This is a genomic window from Burkholderia anthina (genome assembly GCF_001547525.1).
GTDB lineage: Bacteria > Pseudomonadota > Gammaproteobacteria > Burkholderiales > Burkholderiaceae > Burkholderia > Burkholderia semiarida.
The window spans coordinates 540,377-558,185 of record NZ_LNJP01000004.1 but is presented as its reverse complement, the minus strand read 5'-3'; the positions used below and the strand labels follow the sequence as shown (position 1 = coordinate 558,185).

At 68.8% G+C, this 17,809-nt stretch carries 12 protein-coding genes; 8 read left to right on the top strand and 4 right to left on the bottom strand.

The window, feature by feature from the left end; all coding sequences use genetic code 11:
• The 3 genes from WS64_RS31625 (at position 1) to WS64_RS31610 (ending at position 4,184) form a co-directional block, all read left to right on the top strand.
• Positions 1 to 1,356, top strand: a complete 1,356-nt coding sequence (locus WS64_RS31625) for an LLM class flavin-dependent oxidoreductase (protein ID WP_060968895.1) — start codon at positions 1 to 3, stop codon at positions 1,354 to 1,356.
• A 61-nt stretch (positions 1,357 to 1,417) separates the two neighbouring features.
• Positions 1,418 to 3,217, top strand: a complete 1,800-nt coding sequence (locus WS64_RS34070) for an amino acid ABC transporter permease/ATP-binding protein (RefSeq protein WP_081103989.1) — start codon at positions 1,418 to 1,420, stop codon at positions 3,215 to 3,217.
• A gap of 34 nt (positions 3,218 to 3,251) precedes the next feature.
• A complete protein-coding gene (locus WS64_RS31610) occupies positions 3,252 to 4,184 on the top strand; it encodes an ABC transporter substrate-binding protein (RefSeq protein WP_060968894.1) in 933 nt (310 codons plus the stop codon).
• A 75-nt stretch (positions 4,185 to 4,259) separates the two neighbouring features.
• On the opposite strand, the gene WS64_RS31605 is transcribed toward WS64_RS31610, so the two are convergent.
• Both WS64_RS31605 and WS64_RS31600 read right to left on the bottom strand, forming a co-directional pair.
• Positions 4,260 to 5,354, bottom strand: a complete 1,095-nt coding sequence (locus WS64_RS31605) for an LLM class flavin-dependent oxidoreductase (RefSeq protein ID WP_060968893.1) — start codon at positions 5,352 to 5,354, stop codon at positions 4,260 to 4,262.
• Positions 5,355 to 5,424: 70 nt separating this feature from the next.
• Positions 5,425 to 6,393: an ABC transporter substrate-binding protein gene (locus WS64_RS31600; RefSeq protein ID WP_059574362.1), complete on the bottom strand. Its 969-nt coding sequence runs from the start codon at positions 6,391 to 6,393 to the stop codon at positions 5,425 to 5,427.
• 297 nt (positions 6,394 to 6,690) lie between these two features.
• Here WS64_RS31600 and WS64_RS31595 point away from each other — a divergent pair, with 297 nt between their 5' ends.
• The 3 genes from WS64_RS31595 (at position 6,691) to WS64_RS31585 (ending at position 9,935) form a co-directional block, all read left to right on the top strand.
• Complete coding sequence (locus WS64_RS31595) at positions 6,691 to 7,608, top strand: alpha/beta hydrolase family protein (protein WP_060968892.1); 918 nt, start codon at positions 6,691 to 6,693, stop codon at positions 7,606 to 7,608.
• Complete coding sequence (locus tag WS64_RS31590) at positions 7,605 to 8,036, top strand: MarR family winged helix-turn-helix transcriptional regulator (RefSeq protein ID WP_059574360.1); 432 nt, start codon at positions 7,605 to 7,607, stop codon at positions 8,034 to 8,036. Before WS64_RS31595 ends, WS64_RS31590 begins: the two co-directional genes overlap by 4 nt.
• A gap of 453 nt (positions 8,037 to 8,489) precedes the next feature.
• Positions 8,490 to 9,935, top strand: a complete 1,446-nt coding sequence (locus WS64_RS31585) for a sialidase family protein (protein WP_059639505.1) — start codon at positions 8,490 to 8,492, stop codon at positions 9,933 to 9,935.
• A gap of 60 nt (positions 9,936 to 9,995) precedes the next feature.
• Here WS64_RS31585 and adhP read toward each other — a convergent pair whose 3' ends face one another.
• Complete coding sequence (gene adhP / locus WS64_RS31580; RefSeq protein WP_060968891.1) at positions 9,996 to 11,024, bottom strand: alcohol dehydrogenase AdhP; 1,029 nt, start codon at positions 11,022 to 11,024, stop codon at positions 9,996 to 9,998.
• 413 nt (positions 11,025 to 11,437) lie between these two features.
• Here adhP and WS64_RS31575 point away from each other — a divergent pair, with 413 nt between their 5' ends.
• Together WS64_RS31575 and otsA are read left to right on the top strand one after the other, a co-directional pair.
• Positions 11,438 to 13,522: a TonB-dependent receptor gene (locus tag WS64_RS31575; protein WP_244166691.1), complete on the top strand. Its 2,085-nt coding sequence runs from the start codon at positions 11,438 to 11,440 to the stop codon at positions 13,520 to 13,522.
• Between the two features lie 432 nt (positions 13,523 to 13,954).
• Entirely contained in the window at positions 13,955 to 15,361 is a 1,407-nt protein-coding gene (otsA, locus tag WS64_RS31570; RefSeq protein ID WP_059574355.1) for an alpha,alpha-trehalose-phosphate synthase (UDP-forming), read from the top strand.
• A 125-nt stretch (positions 15,362 to 15,486) separates the two neighbouring features.
• Here the strand turns inward: otsA and ftsH are convergent, their stop codons facing one another.
• Entirely contained in the window at positions 15,487 to 17,463 is a 1,977-nt protein-coding gene (gene ftsH / locus WS64_RS31565) for an ATP-dependent zinc metalloprotease FtsH (RefSeq protein WP_060968889.1), read from the bottom strand.
• Between the last annotated feature and the right edge of the window lie 346 nt (positions 17,464 to 17,809).

Here is a 17,809-nt window from a genome sequence, read left to right as displayed (position 1 = left end):
ATGACGACCCGACGATCGATCCCCTTCGGCCTGATGCTGCAAGGCGCAGGCAGCCACATGAACGCATGGCGGCATCCGAGCAACCCGCCGGATGCCAGCATCAACCTCGACTTCGCGATCGGCGTCGCGCGCAAGGCGGAAGCCGCCGGCATCGCGTTCGCGTTCGTCGCGGACGGCCTCTACATCAACGAGAAGTCGATCCCGCACTTCCTGAACCGCTTCGAGCCGCTGACGGTGCTGTCGGCGCTCGCGGTCGCGACGAAGAAGATCGGGCTCGCGGGCACGATCTCGACGTCGTACAGCGAGCCGTTCACGGTCGCGCGCCAGCTCGCGTCGCTCGACGCGATCAGCGGCGGGCGCGCGGGCTGGAACGTCGTGACGACGCCGCTCGAAGGCACCGCAAAGAATTACGGCAAGGCGCATCCCGATCACGAACTGCGCTACGAGATCGCCGACGAATATCTCGAGGTCGTGCAGGGGCTGTGGGACAGTTGGGACGACGATGCCTTCGTGCGCGACCGCGCGACCGGCCGCTTCTTCGATCGCGACAAGCTGCATACGCTCGATCATCACGGGCGCTTCTTCCAGGTCGCGGGCCCGCTGAACATCCAGCGCTCGCCGCAGGGGCAGCCGGTGATCTTCCAGGCCGGCTCGTCCGATACCGGCATCGGCCTCGCGGGCAAATACGCGGATGCCGTGTTCACGCATTCCCCGTCGATCGAGGAAACGGCCGCGTTCACGCGGCGCGTGAAACAGAGCGCGATCGAGCACGGGCGGCAGGCCGACGACGTGAAGATCTTCCCCGGCGTCGGGCCGATCGTCGGCCGCACGGCCGCCGAAGCGGAGGACAAATACCAGGCGATCCGCGACCTGCTGACGATCGACGAGGCGCTCGCGTACCTCGGCCGCTATTTCGATCACCACGATTTCACGCAGTACGCGCTCGACGCCCCGTTCCCGGAACTCGGCGAGCTCGGCCGCAACAGCTTCCGCTCGACCACCGACCGGATCAAGGCCGATGCGAAGCGCAAGGGCCTGTCGCTGCGCGAGACGGCGCTCGCGGTCGCGACGCCGCGCCCGAACTTCATCGGCACGGCGGAGCACGTCGCCGACGAGCTGATCCGCTGGCACGACGCAGGCGCGGGCGACGGCTTCATCCTCGGCTTTCCGGTGCAGGCGCAGGGCGTCGACGATTTCATCGAGCTCGTGATCCCGGTGCTCGAGGCGCGCGGCCGCTACAGCCGCGACCTGCCCGGCGCCACGCTGCGCGACCACCTCGGCCTGCCGCGCAAGGCGAGCCGCTACGCGACGCCCGGCACCGCCGCCCAGGAAACGGCCGCCGTAGCGCACGCCTGACGCGCCGCGCCGCCCGTGCGCGGCGCGCCCGCCGATCGACCGATTCGAGGATGCCAACGACATGAGCGACACGACCCACCTCGGCGGCGCGCTGCCGCCGCTCTCTTCCCCCGGCGCACGCGAGCCCGGCACGCGTTTGCGGATCGTGCCCGCGCGCCACCGGTCGCGCACGGCCGGCACCGTGCTCGCGCTCGCGCTGATCGCGATCACGCTGCATTCGATCCTCGGCAACCCGCAATGGGGCTGGCCGGTGTTCGCCGAATGGTTCCTGTCGCCGCCGGTGCTGTCGGGGCTCGCGCGCACGCTGGTGCTGACGCTGCTCGGCGCGGTGTTCGGCTTCGTGCTCGGCGCGTTCGTCGCGCTGGCGCGGCTGTCGCGTTCGCGCCTGCTGTCCGCCAGCGCGTGGACCTTCGTGTGGCTGTTCCGCTCGATTCCGCTGATCGTGCTGCTGCTGATCCTGAACAACCTCGGCTACCTGTACGAGCACGTGCGGCTCGGTGTGCCGTTCACCGACATCGTGTGGTTGGACACGCCGACGACCGACCTGATCAGCCCGTTCCTCGCGGCCGTGCTCGGCCTCACGCTGAACCACGCGGCGTTTTCCGCGGAAGTGATCCGCGGCGGCATTCTCGCGGTCGACCAGGGCCAGCTCGAAGCCGCCGCCGCGCTCGGTCTGCCGCGCGGCCGCCAGACCTCGCGGATCGTGCTGCCGCAGGCGATGCGCGCGATCCTGCCGACCGCGTTCAACGACCTGATCACGCTCGCGAAAGGCACGTCGATGGTGTACGTGCTCGCGATGCCCGAGCTGTTCTACACGGTGCAGGTGATCTATCGCCGCAACCTCGAAGTGATTCCGCTGCTGATGGTCGCGACCGTCTGGTACCTGATCATCCTGACCGTGCTGTCCACGATCCAGGTGCAGGTCGAGCGGCACTATGCACGCGGCGCGCTACGCAATCCGCCGCCGTCGGTGGTCACGTTCGCGCTCGCGCGCGTCGGCGGGCTGTGGCGGCGTGTCGCGTCGCGCCGCGCGGCGGCGATCGCTCGTGCACACAGCAATGCCGGCACGCCTGCCGATACCGCTGCGGCCGTCTCGCGCACCGGCGGCGAAGTGGTCGTGCATGGCGTGTCGAAGCAGTTCGGCATGCAGCGCGTGCTCGACAACGTGTCGTTCGTCGCGCCGCGCGGCAGCGTGACCGTGATCGTCGGGCCGTCGGGCTCCGGCAAATCGACGCTGCTGCGCACGATCAACCATCTCGAACGCGTCGACGACGGTTTCATCGACATCGACGGCGAACTGATCGGCTATCGCCGCGACGGCGACGTGCTGCACGAGCTGAAGGAGCGCGACGTGCTGAAGCGGCGTACGGCCGTCGGCATGGTGTTCCAGAACTTCAACCTGTTCCCGCACCTGACGGTGCTCGAGAACCTGATCGAAGCGCCGGTCGCCGTCGCCGGCGTGACGCGCGATGCGGCCGAGCACACCGCGCGTACGCTGCTCGCACGGGTCGGCCTCGCGGACAAGGCCGACGCGTACCCGCGCCAGTTGTCCGGCGGCCAGCAGCAACGCGTCGCGATCGCGCGGGCGCTTGCGTTGCGTCCGAAGGTGCTGCTGTTCGACGAGCCGACGTCGGCGCTCGATCCCGAACTCGTCAACGAAGTGCTCGACGTGATCAAGGAACTCGCGCGCTCGGGCACGACGCTCGTGATCGTCACGCACGAGATCGGCTTCGCGCGCGAAGTCGCGGACAACGTGCTGTTCATGGAGCGCGGGCGCATCGTCGAGGCCGGGCCACCCGCCGTCGTGCTCGACGCGCCGGCGCATGCGCGCACCCGCGCGTTCCTGTCGCGGGTGCTGTGATGCGCGCCGCTCCCGACTCGCGAGGTGCCGCACGATGACCGATCGACGCCAGTTCATCGTGGCCGCGCTGGCCGCGGCATCGGGCCTGCCGTGGCATGCGGCGCGCGCGGCGGCCGCCACGGCCGACTTCGACCCGCGCCAGGCCGGCCGGCTGCGCGCCGGCCCCGACGACGCGGCCATCCGCGCGGCCAGCGGCTACCGCTGGGTGCGCGACGGCGCGTTCACGGTCGCGATTTCACCGCACGCGCCGCCCGTGTCGACCTATGCGACCGACGCCCGCACCGTGGTCGGCGCCGATCCCGACTATGCGCAATTGGTCGCGGACACACTCGGCCGCACGCTCGTGCTGGTGCCGATCGCGTGGGCCGACTGGCCGCTCGGGCTGACGTCCGGCAAATACGATGCCGTGATCTCGAACGTCGGCGTGACCGAGAAGCGCAAGGAGAAATACGATTTCACGACCTACCGGCTCGGGCTGCACGGCTTCTACGTGCGCACCGGCAGCCCCATCGCGAAAATCGCGGAGCCGAAGGACGTCGCGGGTTTGCGCATCATCACCGGCGCCGGCACGAGCCAGGAGCGCATCCTGCTCGAATGGAGCAAGCGCAACGTCGCGCAGGGGTTGAAGCCGGCCGAGCTGCTCTATTTCGACGACGATGCGACCGCGCGCGTCGCGCTGCTGTCGGGCCGGGCCGATGCGGAGCTGAACCCGAACGCATCGCTCGCGTACGAGGCCGCGCGCACGGGCAAGATCCGTCGCGTCGGCGTCGTCAATGCGGGCTGGCCGGCGAATGCGGACGTCGCGATCGCGACGCGTCGCGGCAGCGGGCTCGCGCCCGCGCTGACGCTCGCGACCAACGCGCTGATCGGCAACGGCCGCTACGGACAGGCGCTCGCGCGCTGGGGTTTGCAGAGCGAGGCGATCGCGCGAGCGGAGACCAATCCGCCGGGGTTGCCGTCGTTCTGAGCGTTTCGTTCAAAACCATCGCCCCGGCATGTCGTCACGGACATACCGGGGCGATTCGATTGACTTGTCGTTCCCCTACGCGGGCACCGCGGACCGGGAGCGATCGAGTTTCGCAATGTGCGCGTGAATCGCCGGGATCAGGTCGCGCCCGTAGGCCAGCGCATCGTCGAGCGGATCGAAACCGCGAATCAGGAACGTCGAGACGCCGAGCCGGTAATACGCGCCCAGCGCTCGCGCAACCTGTTCCGGCGTGCCGACCAGCGCGGTCGAATTCCAGCGTGCGCCGGTCAGGTTCGCGACACCCATCCACAGCCGCTCGTCCAGCACGTCGCCCTGCGCGGCGGCCGCCATCAGCCGCTGCGAGCCCGCATTCTGCGGCGCGTGGCCGTCGATCGGCTGGCCGTTCGCGAGCCGCGCCGCACGCACGCGCTCGCGGATCGCCTCCGCTTTCTCCCACGCGGCCGTCTCGGTATCGGCGACGATCGGCCGGAACGACACGCTGATGCGCGGCACACGCCCGAACGGCGCGGCGGCGGCCCGCACGCGCGCGATCTGCTCGCGCACCGCGTCGAGCGGCTCGCCCCACGTCATGTAGACATCCGCATGCTCGCCCGCGACCGCGAGCGCAGCCGGCGACGAGCCGCCGAAATAGATCGGCACATGCGGTCGTTGCGTGCCTTTCACGACCGGCGACGCACCGCGCAGCCGATAGAACGGGCCGTCGTGATCGACCGGCGCATCGGCCAGCCAGATCCGTTTCAGCACGTCGAGATATTCGCCGGTGCGGCGGTAGCGCGCATCGTGCGGCACGAAATCGCCGTCGCGCTGCAGGTCCGCATCGTCGCCGCCGGACACCACGTTCAGCGCGAGCCTGCCGCCGCTGAACACGTCGAGCGTCGCTATCTGCCGCGCGGCGGCCGACGGCACGATCACGCCGGGCCGGTGCGCGAGCAGCAGGCGGATGCGTTCGGTCGCGGCGGCCGCGAACGACGCGACGATGAAGCCGTCCGCCGCGTTGCTGAAATGGCCGATCAGGATCTGGTCGAAACCGGCGGCCTCATGCGCCCGCGCGAAGCGGCGCACGTAGTCGGGCTGGACGGCCGCGCCGCCCGGTACGTCGACCTCCGCGCCGGGTGTCGCGGTGATCATGCCGATGATGTCGACTGGCATGTCGGGATGTCCTTGGGTATGTCGATCAGGAATCGCGGGAATCGCTGCAATCGTGAAGCGGTCCGCCCGGTCACTGCGCGGCGGCCGTCTTTTGCGCCGGCGCGGCGAACGCGCCCGCATACGAGCGATCGAGCAGCTTCGACGTGTCGTACGCGGCCGGAATCACGCCGGCCTTGTACAGGAAATCGGCCGTGTTCTGCGCATCCTTCGCGGCCGTTTCGTCGACCGGGCCGACGCGCTGTTTCGCGTTGTCGAGCCAGCGATACGCGACGTCGGGTTCGAGCTTCGCGCGTTTCGCCCACAGGTCCGCGTACTCGCGCGGATGAGTGTCGACCCACTGGCGCGCCACCACCACGCGCCGCAGGAAATCGGTGATCTCGGCGCGCTTGCCCGACGCTGCCTGCTCGTTCGCGGCGACGAAGCTCAGCGCCGGCATCAGCCCTTGCGCCGTGGCCACGGGGCGCGCGCCTTGCCGCAATGCGAGCGTGCTGACGAACGGCTCCCACAGCGACACCGCGTCGACCGAACCGTTCGCGAGCGCGTTCGTCGCGTCGATCGGCATCAGGTACGCGTACTTCACCGAATCGGCGCGCAGGCCCGCGTGTTCGAGCGCGCGCAGCACGAGCTGCTGGCTCCAGGCGCCGCGCCATACCGCGATGGTCTTGCCCTGCAGGTCGGCCACGGTCCGCACCGGCGAGTGCTTCGGCACGAGGATCGCGACGCCGTCGAGGCTCTGCCGCGACACCGCGACGACCTTGACCGGCGCGCCGCGCGCGGCCAGCGTGAGCAGCGCGGAATCGCCGAGGAAGCCGAGGTCGATCGCGTTGCCGTTCAGGCTTTCGGCCACCGGCGCGGCGGCCTGGAAGTGCTTCCACTCGATCGTGTAAGGCAGGTCCTTCAGCACGCCGGACGCCTCCATCGACGCCTGGATGTTGAAGTAGTTCTGTTCACCCACGCGCAGCGTGACGGTGTCTTTGGCGATGCCCGGCTGCGCGGCGAGCGCCAGCAAGAGCGCCGTGACGATTCGGCTCGGCAACATGATCTCCCGGAAGGTTGGCGGGCGGCCTTGCGACGGCGACGCCCTATGGTCCGCCGTGCGAAACCGCCGGCGCGACGGATGGAACCGGTGAAGATACGTCGATCTACTTCATGACACAAACGCAATATTCTTCTATGCAAAGATGCAAATATTTTATGAATTCCGCGTGCATGCCCGGGGCTCGCCGCACCACCGCCGCCACGTGAAGTTCGAATGATTCCTCGATAGATATTTCGTGCACGAAATAAATCCCGCACTATATTTCGCATCCGAAACAACTGCCCGAACGAGGACGCCATGACCGCCCGACCCATCGAGTTTTCCGCCGCCGACGGCTATGTGCTGCACGGCACGCTGTGGTCGCCGCATGCGCCGCCGCGCGCGCTGGTGTTGATCCATCCGGCGACGGCCGTGCCCGAGCGGCTGTATGCGGGCTTCGCGCGCTTCCTGACCGAGCGCGGTTTCGCGGCGCTGACGTACGACTATCGCGGCATCGGCGCATCGCGGCCCGCGCGTCTGGGCGCGCTGCAGGCCCGCATGCGCGACTGGATGGAGCTCGACGTCGGCGCGGCGACCGCTTGGGCCCGGCAGACGCATGAAGGGCTGCCGCTGCTGGCGGTCGGCCATAGCGTCGGCGGACATGCGATCGGGCTGTCCGGCGCGACGCCGCATCTGCGCGCGGCCGTGCTGGTCGCCGCGCACGCGGGCAGCACGCGGCTGATCGCGCGGGCGGCCGAACGCCTGAAGGTGCGGCTGATCCTGCGCGTGCTCGGCCCGCTGACGTCCGCGGTGCTCGGCTACGTGCCCGGCAAGCGGCTCGGGCTGGGCGAGGATCTGCCGGCCGGCGTGTTCCGCGAATGGAGCCGCTGGACGACGCTGCCGCACTACTTCTTCGACGATCCGACGCTCGGCGCGGCCGAGCGCTTCTCGAAGCAGCGCTTGCCGATCCTCGCGCTCGGCTTCGACGACGATCCGTGGGCGAATCCGGCCGCGATCGGCCTGCTGGTAAGCTATCTGACCCGCGCGAAGGTCGAACGCCGCCAGATCGATCCGCGCGCGGCGGGCAGCGGCCCGGTCGGGCACATGGGCTTCTTTCGGAGCCGGCCCGGCGCGGTGCTGTGGCCCGACGTCGCCGACTGGCTCGCGCAGGCGCTCGACACGCCGCGCACCGCGGGCCGCCCCTCCCTTTCCATTGCAGCCGGGAACCCAGCTTGAGCGAAGACCGACGACTGTTTTTCCTGTTGAACATCGGCCAGCGGCGCGTGCAGCGCTGGATCGACCGCAAGGCCGAAACCGACACGCGCGCGAGCGCCGCGCAGGCCGGCGCGCTGTTCTGCCTCGCGAAGCAGGACGGCGCGCTGATCGGCGAAGTCGGCGCCGCGCTGCAGCTCGCGCCATCCGCGATGACAGGGCTCGCCGACCGGATGGCGAAGGCCGGCCTCATCACGCGCCATGCCGATTCGGACGACGGCCGCGCGACGCGGCTGTACCTGACCGACGCAGGCCACGCGGCCCTCAAGCGTGCGCGCGTGCTGCTGCGCGAACTCAACGGCAAGCTCTGCGACGGGTTTTCCGATGACGAACTCGACGTCGTCGCGCGCTGGCTGCACGCATTGCAGGAGCGGTTTCCGGCGGAGCGCTGAACGGCGCTTCACGCGCGCGCGACCGGCTCGTGCCGGCATCGATCGCAAGCGATTGCGATTCGCGTTTTCGATTCGATTTTCATGCCGCCGCAACGGCAAATCTTGCGTGCCGGACGCCCGCTTCCGGCAACGCTTTCCGGCTACGTCCTGTTACAAAAAACCGCCTGTCGCGCGACATTCGAATCGCCTACATTGCAATCCACTTCGACACATTCGTCGCATGCCCGGACTGGCTTTCCCGACGGGTCGACATCGCAGACACAGCCGACAAGCAAGGAAAACGAAGAGGAGTCTTGACCGAAGCGCTGGCGGCATCCAGCGCACGCGGATCGCGATGGCTGAAACGGCATGCTGAACGGCACGTAACGACGCGTGCGGCACGACCGGCCGCACCGGTTCGCGTCGTCTCGTCGTGCCCCGCCATCGCCTCCGCACCTCACCGAGGAGTCGTCCATGCGACGCATGATCGTGTCCCATCCGCTTGTTACCCGCCTGTCCGCCGCGATGGCGCTGGCCGCCGCCGCCGCGGCGCACGCCGAGCCCGTCGTCGTGTCCGGGCCGAGCCCGTTCGCCGCGTGCACCATCGGCGGCCCGGGCACCAACTACGTGAATGCAGAAGTCGAACCGTGGCTCGCGGTCAATCCGGCGAACCCGAACAACATGATCGGCGTGTGGCAGCAGGACCGCTGGTCGAACGGCGGCGCCCACGGGCTCGTCGCCGGCTATACGTTCGACGCCGGCGCGACCTGGGCGCGCACGCCGCAGCCGTTCAGCGCCTGCGCGCCGGGCGGGCTCAAGTACGAACGCGCGTCCGATCCATGGGTCTCGTTCGGGCCGGACGGCACCGCGTACTCGGTGTCGATCTCGTTCAACCAGTCGAACAACGGCAACGCGGTGGGCGCGTCGGTGTCGACCGACGGCGGACAGACGTGGAGCAGCCCGGCCGTGCTGATCGCGAACGACGAGCCGACGACGCAGTTCTTCAACGACAAGGAATCGGTGACGGCCAACCCGGTGAAGGCCGGCACCGCATACGCGGTATGGGACCGTCTCGAACTGCCGAACGGCAACCCGTACGCGAACCTGCACACGCAGGCGTACCGCGGGCCCACGCTGTTCTCGAAGACGACCGACGGCGGCAAGACGTGGAGCGCCGCGAAGGTCATCGTCAACGTGCCGTCGCGCCAGCAGACGATCGGCAACCAGATCGTCGTCGATCCGAAGAGCGGCACGCTCTACGATTTCTTCGACCTGATCCAGCCGCCGTTCGGCAAGGCGGCCGGCAAGGTCGCGTTCGTCAAGTCGACCGACGACGGCGCGACGTGGACCAAGCCGCGGATCATCGCGGGGCTGCAGACGGTCGGCGTCACGGATCCGAACACCGGCGAACCCGTGCGCACCGGCGACATCATTCCGGAACCCGCGATCGACCCGGCATCGGGCCAGCTCTACGTCGTGTGGCAGGACAGCCGCTTCAATGGCGGCACGTACGACGAGATCGCGATATCGACGTCGAAGGATGGCGGCGCGACGTGGAGCGCCCCGCAACAGGTGAACACGCCGACCGGGCGCCCCGCGTTCAATCCGTCGGTGCGCGTCGACAATGCGGGGGCGGTCATGGTCACGTACTACGACTTCCGCGACCTGCAGGCCGGCAACACGACGACGCTGCCGACCGGCTTCTGGCGCAAGATCTCGCACGACGGCGGCGCCACGTTCGCCGACGAGCGGCGCGTCGGCGGTCCGTTCGACATGAAGCTCGCGCCCAACGCCGGCGGGTTCTTCATCGGCGACTACCAGGGGCTCGACGTCATGCCGTCGTCGTCGTTCCATCCGTTCTTCGTGCAGACGAGCGCGGGCAATCTGACGAACCGCACCGACGTGTTCTTCGCGCCGTGATGCGCGGATGACCGTCACGCCGCCGCGACGCGATGCGTCGCACGGCGGCGTGCGCGGGCATCAATGCATGTCGGTGAGCACGATGCGCCCGTCGACCTTCCCTTCCCGCAGCTTCGCGAACACGTCGTTGATGTTGCCGAGCCGATCGCGATGGATATGCGCGCGCACCAGGCCGTCCGCCGCGAAATCGAGCGACTCCTGCAGATCGCGGCGCGTACCGACGATCGACCCGCGCACGGTGATGCCGTTCAGCACGGTCGAGAAGATCGGCAGCGGGAAATCGCCGGGCGGCAGCCCGTTGAGCGCCACCGTACCGCCGCGGCGGACCATCCCGAGCGCCTGCGCGAACGCGCTGCGCGACACGGCCGTGACCAGCACGCCGTGCGCGCCGCCGATTTCCTTCTGGATCACTTTCGCGGGATCGTCGACCGACGCATCGATCGTCAGATGCGCACCCAGTTGCCGCGCCAGCGCGAGCTTGTCGGGTGAAATGTCGATCGCTGCGACGTGCAGGCCCATCGCACGCGCATACTGCACGGCCACGTGCCCGAGGCCGCCGATGCCGGAGATCGCGAGCCACTGGCCCGGGCGCGTATCGGTGACGCGAATGCCCTTGTAGACCGTGACGCCCGCGCACAGGATCGGCGCGATCTCGTCGAATGCCGCCTGCGCGGGCAACTGGCCGACGTAATCGGGATCGGCCAGCACGTATTCGGCGTAGCTGCCGTTCACCGAATAGCCGGTGTTCTGCTGGCCATGGCACAGCGTTTCCCAGCCCGTGCAGCAGTACTCGCAATGGCCGCAGGCCGTGTAGAGCCACGGCACGCCGACGCGATCGCCCTCGCGCACGTGCGTGACGCCCGCGCCGACCGCCGCGACGATCCCCACGCCTTCGTGGCCGGGGATGAACGGCAGCGACGGCTTGACGGGCCAGTCGCCGTCGGCCGCGTGCAGATCGGTATGGCAGACGCCCGACGCCTTGATGTTGACGAGAATCTGGCCGGGCCCCGGCGTCGGGACCGGCACCTCCTCGATGCGCAACGGCTCGCCGAACGCGTGTACCACGGCCGCTTTCATGGTCTGGGTCATGCGTTGCTCCTGTCTGGTCGATGAGCGACCCAGTATCCGGCTTCGGAATCGGAGCGCGTTGATACGCGTCAACGCATTGGAACGGATACAGCGGTCGACGCGGCTTCGGCACGATCGGCGTCGTTTGACGCGAAAGCGCGAGCCGGCGGTTGCACGCCGCCCGCCGCTCCCGCCGCGCTTTCACCGTTCCAACGGAAAGCCGACGAGATCCCGTCATCCGGCTTGGAATTTGACATGATATAACATATCATTTCGCGTGCTCGTCTCCCTGACACCGTTCCAGTCAGGGAGCCGCGCGTCGCCGAGCCATGTTCCAACGGGTCACTGCGCGTCACTGACGCAACAATATATCGTATCTATCCGTGACCTGCATCGCTCGTTATCCGATCCCGATTCCAACCGATTCACCGACCATGCGCGACCTCCCTCGCTTACCGCTTCGCCCGCTCTCGTCCCTGTCGCTGATGCTGTTCGCCGCCGTCGCCCACGCGCAGACCGATGCGCCCGCCGCATCCGGCGCGCCAGCCGCCTCATCGTCGCCGCTCGCGCCGATCTTCGTGACGGCGAACCCGCTCGGCGACGCCGAACCGATCGCACCGACCGTCCAGCTTTCCGGCGATGCGCTGACGCGCCGCCAGGCCGATTCGCTCGGCGAAACGCTCGACGGACTGCCCGGCGTGTCGACCACCACCTACGGGCCGATGGTCGGCCGTCCGATCATCCGCGGTATGGACGGCGACCGGATCCGGCTGCTGCAGAACGGCGTCGCGGCGTATGACGCGTCGTCGCTGTCGTACGACCACGCGGTGCCGCAGGATCCGCTGTCGATCGAGCGCGTCGAGATCGTGCGCGGCCCGGCCGCGCTGCTGTACGGCGGCAATGCGGTGGGCGGCGTGGTCAACACGATCGACAACCGGATTCCGCGCGAAGCGATCCGGGGCGTGACCGGCGCGCTCGACGCGCGCTATGGCGGCGCGAATTCCGTGCGCGCCGGCGCCGCGCAGGTCGAAGGCGGCAACGGCCGCTTCGCGTTCCACGTCGACGCATTCGATCGCGAAACGAGCAAGCTGCGGATTCCCGGCTACGCACGCAGCAGCCAGCAACGCGCGATCGACGGCCCCGACACGCCGCAGCCGGAAGGCAACGTGCCGAACAGCGACGGCCGCGTGCACGGCGGTGCGGTCGGCGCGTCGTATACGTGGGCGGACGGTTTCGCGGGCCTGTCGTACAGCGGCTACGAATCGAATTACGGCTCCGTCGCGGAGAGCGACGTGCGGCTGCGGATGCGCCAGGAACGCCTCGCGCTCGCATCCGAGGTGCGCAACCTGAGTGGGCCGTTCACGAAGCTGAAATTCGATTTCGCCTACACCGATTATCGCCACAAGGAAGTCGACAACGGCGAGACCGCGACCACCTTCCGCAATCGCGGCTACGAGGCGCGCATCGAGGCGCGCCATCGCAAGATCGGGCCGTTCGAAGGCGCGATCGGCGTGCAGTTCGGCCAGAACACGTTCTCGGCGCTGGGCGACGAAATGCTCGTGCCGTCCACGCGCACCAACAGCGTCGCGCTGTTCGGCCTCGAGGAATGGCAGGTCGTCCCGGCGCTGAAGCTGAGCTTCGGCGGCCGCTTCGAGCACGTGAAGGTCGATCCCGATCCGGCCGGCGTGGAGAAATTCGCGCTCGCGCAGCCGCGCGACTTCAACGCGGGCAGCCTGTCGGCCGGCGCGCTGTTCTCGCTGACGCCCGTATGGTCGGTCGCGGCGAACGTCGCGTACACCGAACGCGCGCCGACGTTCTACGAGCTGTATTCGAACGGCCCGCACGATGCGACCGGCCAGTTCCTGATCGGCAACCCGAACGCGTCGAAGGAAAAGGCCGTATCGACCGACCTGTCGCTGCGCTATGCGAGCGGACCGAACCGCGGCAGCGTCGGCGTGTTCTACAACCGCTTCTCGAACTACCTGACCGAATACAACACCGGCCGCGTGGTGGACGACGACGGCGAACCGGTCGCGCCCGGCACCGACGGCTCGCTCAACGAGGCGATCTATCGCGGCGTGCGCGCCGAGTTCTACGGCATCGAGCTGGACGGCAAGTGGCGTGCCTTCGCGCGACGCGGCCATACGGTCGATCTCGAACTGACGGCCGACTACACGCACGCGCGCAACGTCGATACGGGCCAGCCGCTGCCGCGCATCGCGCCGCTGCGCGCGACGCTGGCAGCCGACTACGGCTACGGCCCGTTCGGCGCGCGTGCGCAAGTCACGCACGCGTGGTCGCAGCATCGCGTACCCGACAACGACTTCTCCACCGACGGCTACACGTCGCTCGGCGTGATGGCGACGTACAAGTTCCGCGTCGGCCCGACGCACTGGCTCGCGTACCTGCGCGGCGACAACCTGACGAACCAGGAGATTCGCTACGCGACATCGGTCGTGCGCGGCTTCGCCCCGCAAGGCGGCCGCAGCGTGATGGCCGGACTGCGCACCACGTTCTGACCTTCGTACGGCCCGCGGCGGCGGCCGCCGCGGGCGAGCATCCCTGATTCGGGTCGCGCATTCGCGGCATGCGTACGGACACGCCGACGCATCGCGCGCGATTCACCCCCACCCGCCGCGGAGCCTTGCGCACACTGCGTTCGCCGTGCGGCGCAATTTTCGGTCCCGCTCGGGCATCGCCCGTTACCGTATCGCTGCCATGGATACCGCGCGGCAGGCACGCCCGCTCCGTCCGTCGACGCGGACTTTTAAAACGCACGAATGACGAGTATCCTAAAAAAAGCACTTTTCGACCGGACGGCGAATCGCGTGCCCTGACTCCCGTCCGATCGCCATGCGGCCCCGTCGTATGCGCACCGCGCGCCGACGGCGGCGTCTGCCTCTCGCGCCTTGGCCGCACGAACCTTCCCCCAACAATCGTCAGGAGAGCTGGTGAGCCGACTCGTCGTCGTATCCAATCGCATCGCGGACCCTCGTAAAGCCGCGGCCGGCGGCCTCGCCGTCGCCGTGAAGGACAGCCTGCAGGAAACCGGCGGCGTCTGGTTCGGCTGGAGCGGCAGGCTACGCGGCGGCGACGATCAGCCCACGCATGGCGACGACGTGCAGGTCCAGAACGTCGGCGGCATTCAGCTCGCGACGGTCGATCTCGATCCGCAGGACTACGACGCTTACTACCTCGGATACTCGAACAACGTGCTGTGGCCGGTGTTTCACTACCGGCTCGATCTCGCGCAGTTCGACCGGCGCTTCGCCGACGGCTACCGGCGCGTGAACCAGTTGTTCGCGCGCAAGCTGCGCACGCTGCTGCGGCCCGACGACGTGATCTGGGTGCACGACTATCAGCTGATTCCGCTCGCCGCCGAGCTGCGCGCGATGGGCTGCACGAATCCGATCGGCTTCTTCCTGCACATTCCGATGCCGCCGCCGCCGATCATGGCCGCGATCCCGGAACACGAATGGCTGATGCGCTCGCTGTTCGCGTACGACCTCGTCGGCTTCCAGACCGAATCGGATCTGCTCCACTTCGAGCATTACGTCGAGGCGGAAGCCGGCGCGGCGCGGCTGCCGGACGGACGGCTGCGGGCATTCGGCCGCACGCTGTCGGCCGGCGCGTTCCCGATCGGCATCAACGTCGACGAATTCGAGTCGCTCGCGCGCGATCGCGACGGCCTCGACATGTTCGAACGCATGCGCGACGAATATTCGCGCCGCCAGTTGCTGGTCGGCGTCGACCGGCTCGATTACACGAAAGGGCTGCCGCAGCGCGTGCATGCGTTCCGCGAGCTGCTCGAACAGTATCCGGAGAACCGCGACCGCGCGACGCTGATCCAGATCGCCGCGCCGAGCCGCGAGGATCTCGGCGCCTACGACGACCTGCGGCGCGAGATGGACAGCCTGTGCGGCGCGATCAACGGCGACTACGGCGAGCTCGAATGGATGCCGATGCGCTACATTCACCGCACCGTCGCGCGCAAGCGCCTGCCCGGCCTTTACCGCGCGAGCCGGGTCGCGCTCGTCACGCCGCTGCGCGACGGGATGAATCTCGTCGCGAAAGAGTTCCTCGCGGCTCAAGACGCGGCCGACCCGGGCGTGCTCGTGCTGTCGCGTTTCGCGGGTGCGGCCGAGCAACTGAAGTCGGCGCTGCTCGTCAATCCGTACGACACGCAAGGCACCGCGCAGGCGATCCAGCGCGCGCTCACGATGCCGCTCGAAGAGCGCCGCCAGCGTCACGCGGCGCTGATGGCGATCATGCGCAAGACCGACGTGCACTGGTGGCGCACGCGCTTTCTCGAAGCGCTCACCGAAGCGGCCGAAGTCGCGGCCGCGACCGAATCCTGACGCGCCGACGCGCGCTCACGCGCCTGCCGCCGCGCATGCGAGCACGACGCCGCTCGACCGATACGTGCGCGTCGCTCATGGCGACTCCGTGCCGGGAAAGAACGGAAAGAGAACGCGCGACGACTTTAGCGATCGGTTTCGTGCGGCCGGCCGTACGCGACGAAATCGCGCTCGACCGCCGACGCCTGCTCCGTTTCGATCGCACCGCCGCGCGCGCTCGTCTCGTCGCCGGGTAATACCGGCGTGGCCGACGACGGTTCGATGCGCGCGTCGATCAGCGCCTGCAGCACATCGCGTTCGAGCACCTCGCATTGCAGCAGCCGTCGCGCGATGCGTTCGAGCGCGTCGCGACGTTCGCCGAGCGTCGCCGCGACCCGCGCATGCGCATCGGCCAGCAGCGTGCGCACCTCGTCGTCGATCATCCGCGCGGTGTGCTCGCTGCAGCGGCCGTCGCCCGCATGCCATGCGCCGGGCAGCCCCTGGCGCGCGTCGCCGTCGTCGAACGTCGCGAGCCCGATCTTCTCGCTCATTCCATACTGCATGACCATGTGCCGCGCCATCGCGGTCGCGCGTTCGAGATCGTTCTGCGCGCCGGTCGACACATCGCCGAACACGAGTTCTTCCGCCACGCGCCCGCCGAGCAGCGCGTCGATCCGGTCGAGCAGCTCACTGCGGCGCAGGACGTAGCGATCCTCGGTCGGCACCTGCTGCGTGTAGCCGAGTGCGGCGACGCCGCGCGGAATGATCGACACCTTCTTCACCGGGTCGCAATGCGCGCGGCTTTCCGCGACGAGCGCATGGCCGGCTTCGTGATACGCGATGGTCAGCTTCTCCTGCCCGTTCATCACGCGGCTCTTGCGCTCGAGGCCCGTCAGCGCGCGGTCGATCGCCTCGTCGAAGTCGGCCATGCCGACTGCCGGCTTGCCGAGTTCGGCCGCATGCAGCGCGGCCTCGTTGACGACGTTCGCGAGATCGGCGCCGACGAAGCCCGGCGTGCGCGACGCGAGCTCGCCGAGATCGACGTCGGCCGCGAGCTTCACGCGCTTCACGTGCACGCCGAGGATCTGGCGGCGGCCGTTCACGTCGGGCCGGTCGATCGCGATGTGACGATCGAAACGCCCCGGCCTCAGCAGTGCAGGATCGAGGATCTCGGGCCGGTTCGTCGCGGCCATGATGATCACGCCGGAGCCGGCCTGGAAACCGTCCATCTCGACCAGCAACTGGTTGAGCGTCTGTTCGCGTTCGTCGTTGCCCGACATCGGGCCGACGCCGCGCACCTTGCCGAGCGCATCGAGCTCGTCGACGAACACGATGCACGGCGCCTTCTGCTGCGCCTGCTCGAACAGGTCGCGCACGCGCGCGGCGCCCACGCCGACGAACATCTCGACGAACGCCGAGCCGCTGATCGAGAAGAACGGCACGGCCGCCTCGCCCGCCACCGCGCGCGCGAGCAGCGTCTTGCCCGTACCCGGCGCGCCGACGACGAGCACGCCTTTCGGAATCTTGCCGCCGAGCCGCTGGTAGCGATCGGGGTTGCGCAGGAATGCGACGAGCTGCTGCAGTTCGGCCTTCGCTTCGTCGATGCCGGCGATGTCGTCGAACGTGATGCCGGTTTCCTGCTGCACGTACACGCGCGCGCGGCTCTTGCCCATGCCGGTGAAGTCCTGCAGCCCGCCGCGCTTGCGCAGCATCATGTTCCATACGAACACGAGCAGCATCAGCGGCAGCAGCCACGACGCGAGCGATGTGAGCCAGCCTGTGTCGGGCGTGCCGTGATAGCGGATGCCGGCGGCGGTCAGCGTGTCGATCAGGTGCTCGTCGGTCACGCGGCTGGTCGTGAAGCGCCACGGCGCGCCCGCCTGCCGCACGACCGCGGCGTCGGACGCAGGCAGGATCGTGCCGGCCTGCGGCATCTTCAGCGTGCCCGAGATCGACGCCGGGCCGACCTCGAGATCGTCGACGAGCCGCGCCGCGACGAGCCGGTGGAAATCGCTGTATGCAATCGGCGCCGAGGTTGGGCGCAGCATCAGCAACTGCGCGGCGAACAGCACGAAGAAGCCCGCCGCGATCAGCAATCCCGGGTAGTCGAATTTCCTGTCCATGGCATCGGGCCGGCCCTGCCTGCTGCGCGGCGTGCGCTCACGCCGGCACGCGCGCGCATCCGGTATGCGGCCGCGGCAGCCATGCGAAAACGGCATGCATCCGCGCCATCGTCGCCTCGCTGTGTCGCGTCGTTCGTCGCATCGATCCCGCCTCGGCAACCCATCGGCCGGCGTCGCCAGGCGGTCCTCGCCCGGGCAGCGCGCCGCGACGCACCGCCCATGGTTCAAGTCTAGTTCGCGCACGGACGTCGCGCATCGCTCGCCGCGCGAGCGTCGAATCGTCAGACGAACGGCTTTCATCCGCCCCCTTGCCGCGTTATAGTCGCGTGCATGACATTTTCGTGAC

Bases quoted from the DNA above. Each gene is read 5' to 3' on its own strand.
- WS64_RS31610 (WP_060968894.1), top strand. From the start codon at position 3,252: ATGACCGATCGACGCCAGTTCATCGTGGCCGCGCTGGCCGCGGCATCG.
- WS64_RS31595 (WP_060968892.1), top strand. From the start codon at position 6,691: ATGACCGCCCGACCCATCGAGTTTTCCGCCGCCGACGGCTATGTGCTG.
- WS64_RS31585 (WP_059639505.1), top strand. From the start codon at position 8,490: ATGCGACGCATGATCGTGTCCCATCCGCTTGTTACCCGCCTGTCCGCC.
- WS64_RS34070 (WP_081103989.1), top strand. From the start codon at position 1,418: ATGAGCGACACGACCCACCTCGGCGGCGCGCTGCCGCCGCTCTCTTCC.
- adhP (WP_060968891.1), bottom strand. From the start codon at position 11,024: ATGACCCAGACCATGAAAGCGGCCGTGGTACACGCGTTCGGCGAGCCG.
- WS64_RS31605 (WP_060968893.1), bottom strand. From the start codon at position 5,354: ATGCCAGTCGACATCATCGGCATGATCACCGCGACACCCGGCGCGGAG.
- WS64_RS31625 (WP_060968895.1), top strand. From the start codon at position 1: ATGACGACCCGACGATCGATCCCCTTCGGCCTGATGCTGCAAGGCGCA.
- WS64_RS31575 (WP_244166691.1), top strand. From the start codon at position 11,438: ATGCGCGACCTCCCTCGCTTACCGCTTCGCCCGCTCTCGTCCCTGTCG.
- ftsH (WP_060968889.1), bottom strand. From the start codon at position 17,463: ATGGACAGGAAATTCGACTACCCGGGATTGCTGATCGCGGCGGGCTTC.
- WS64_RS31600 (WP_059574362.1), bottom strand. From the start codon at position 6,393: ATGTTGCCGAGCCGAATCGTCACGGCGCTCTTGCTGGCGCTCGCCGCG.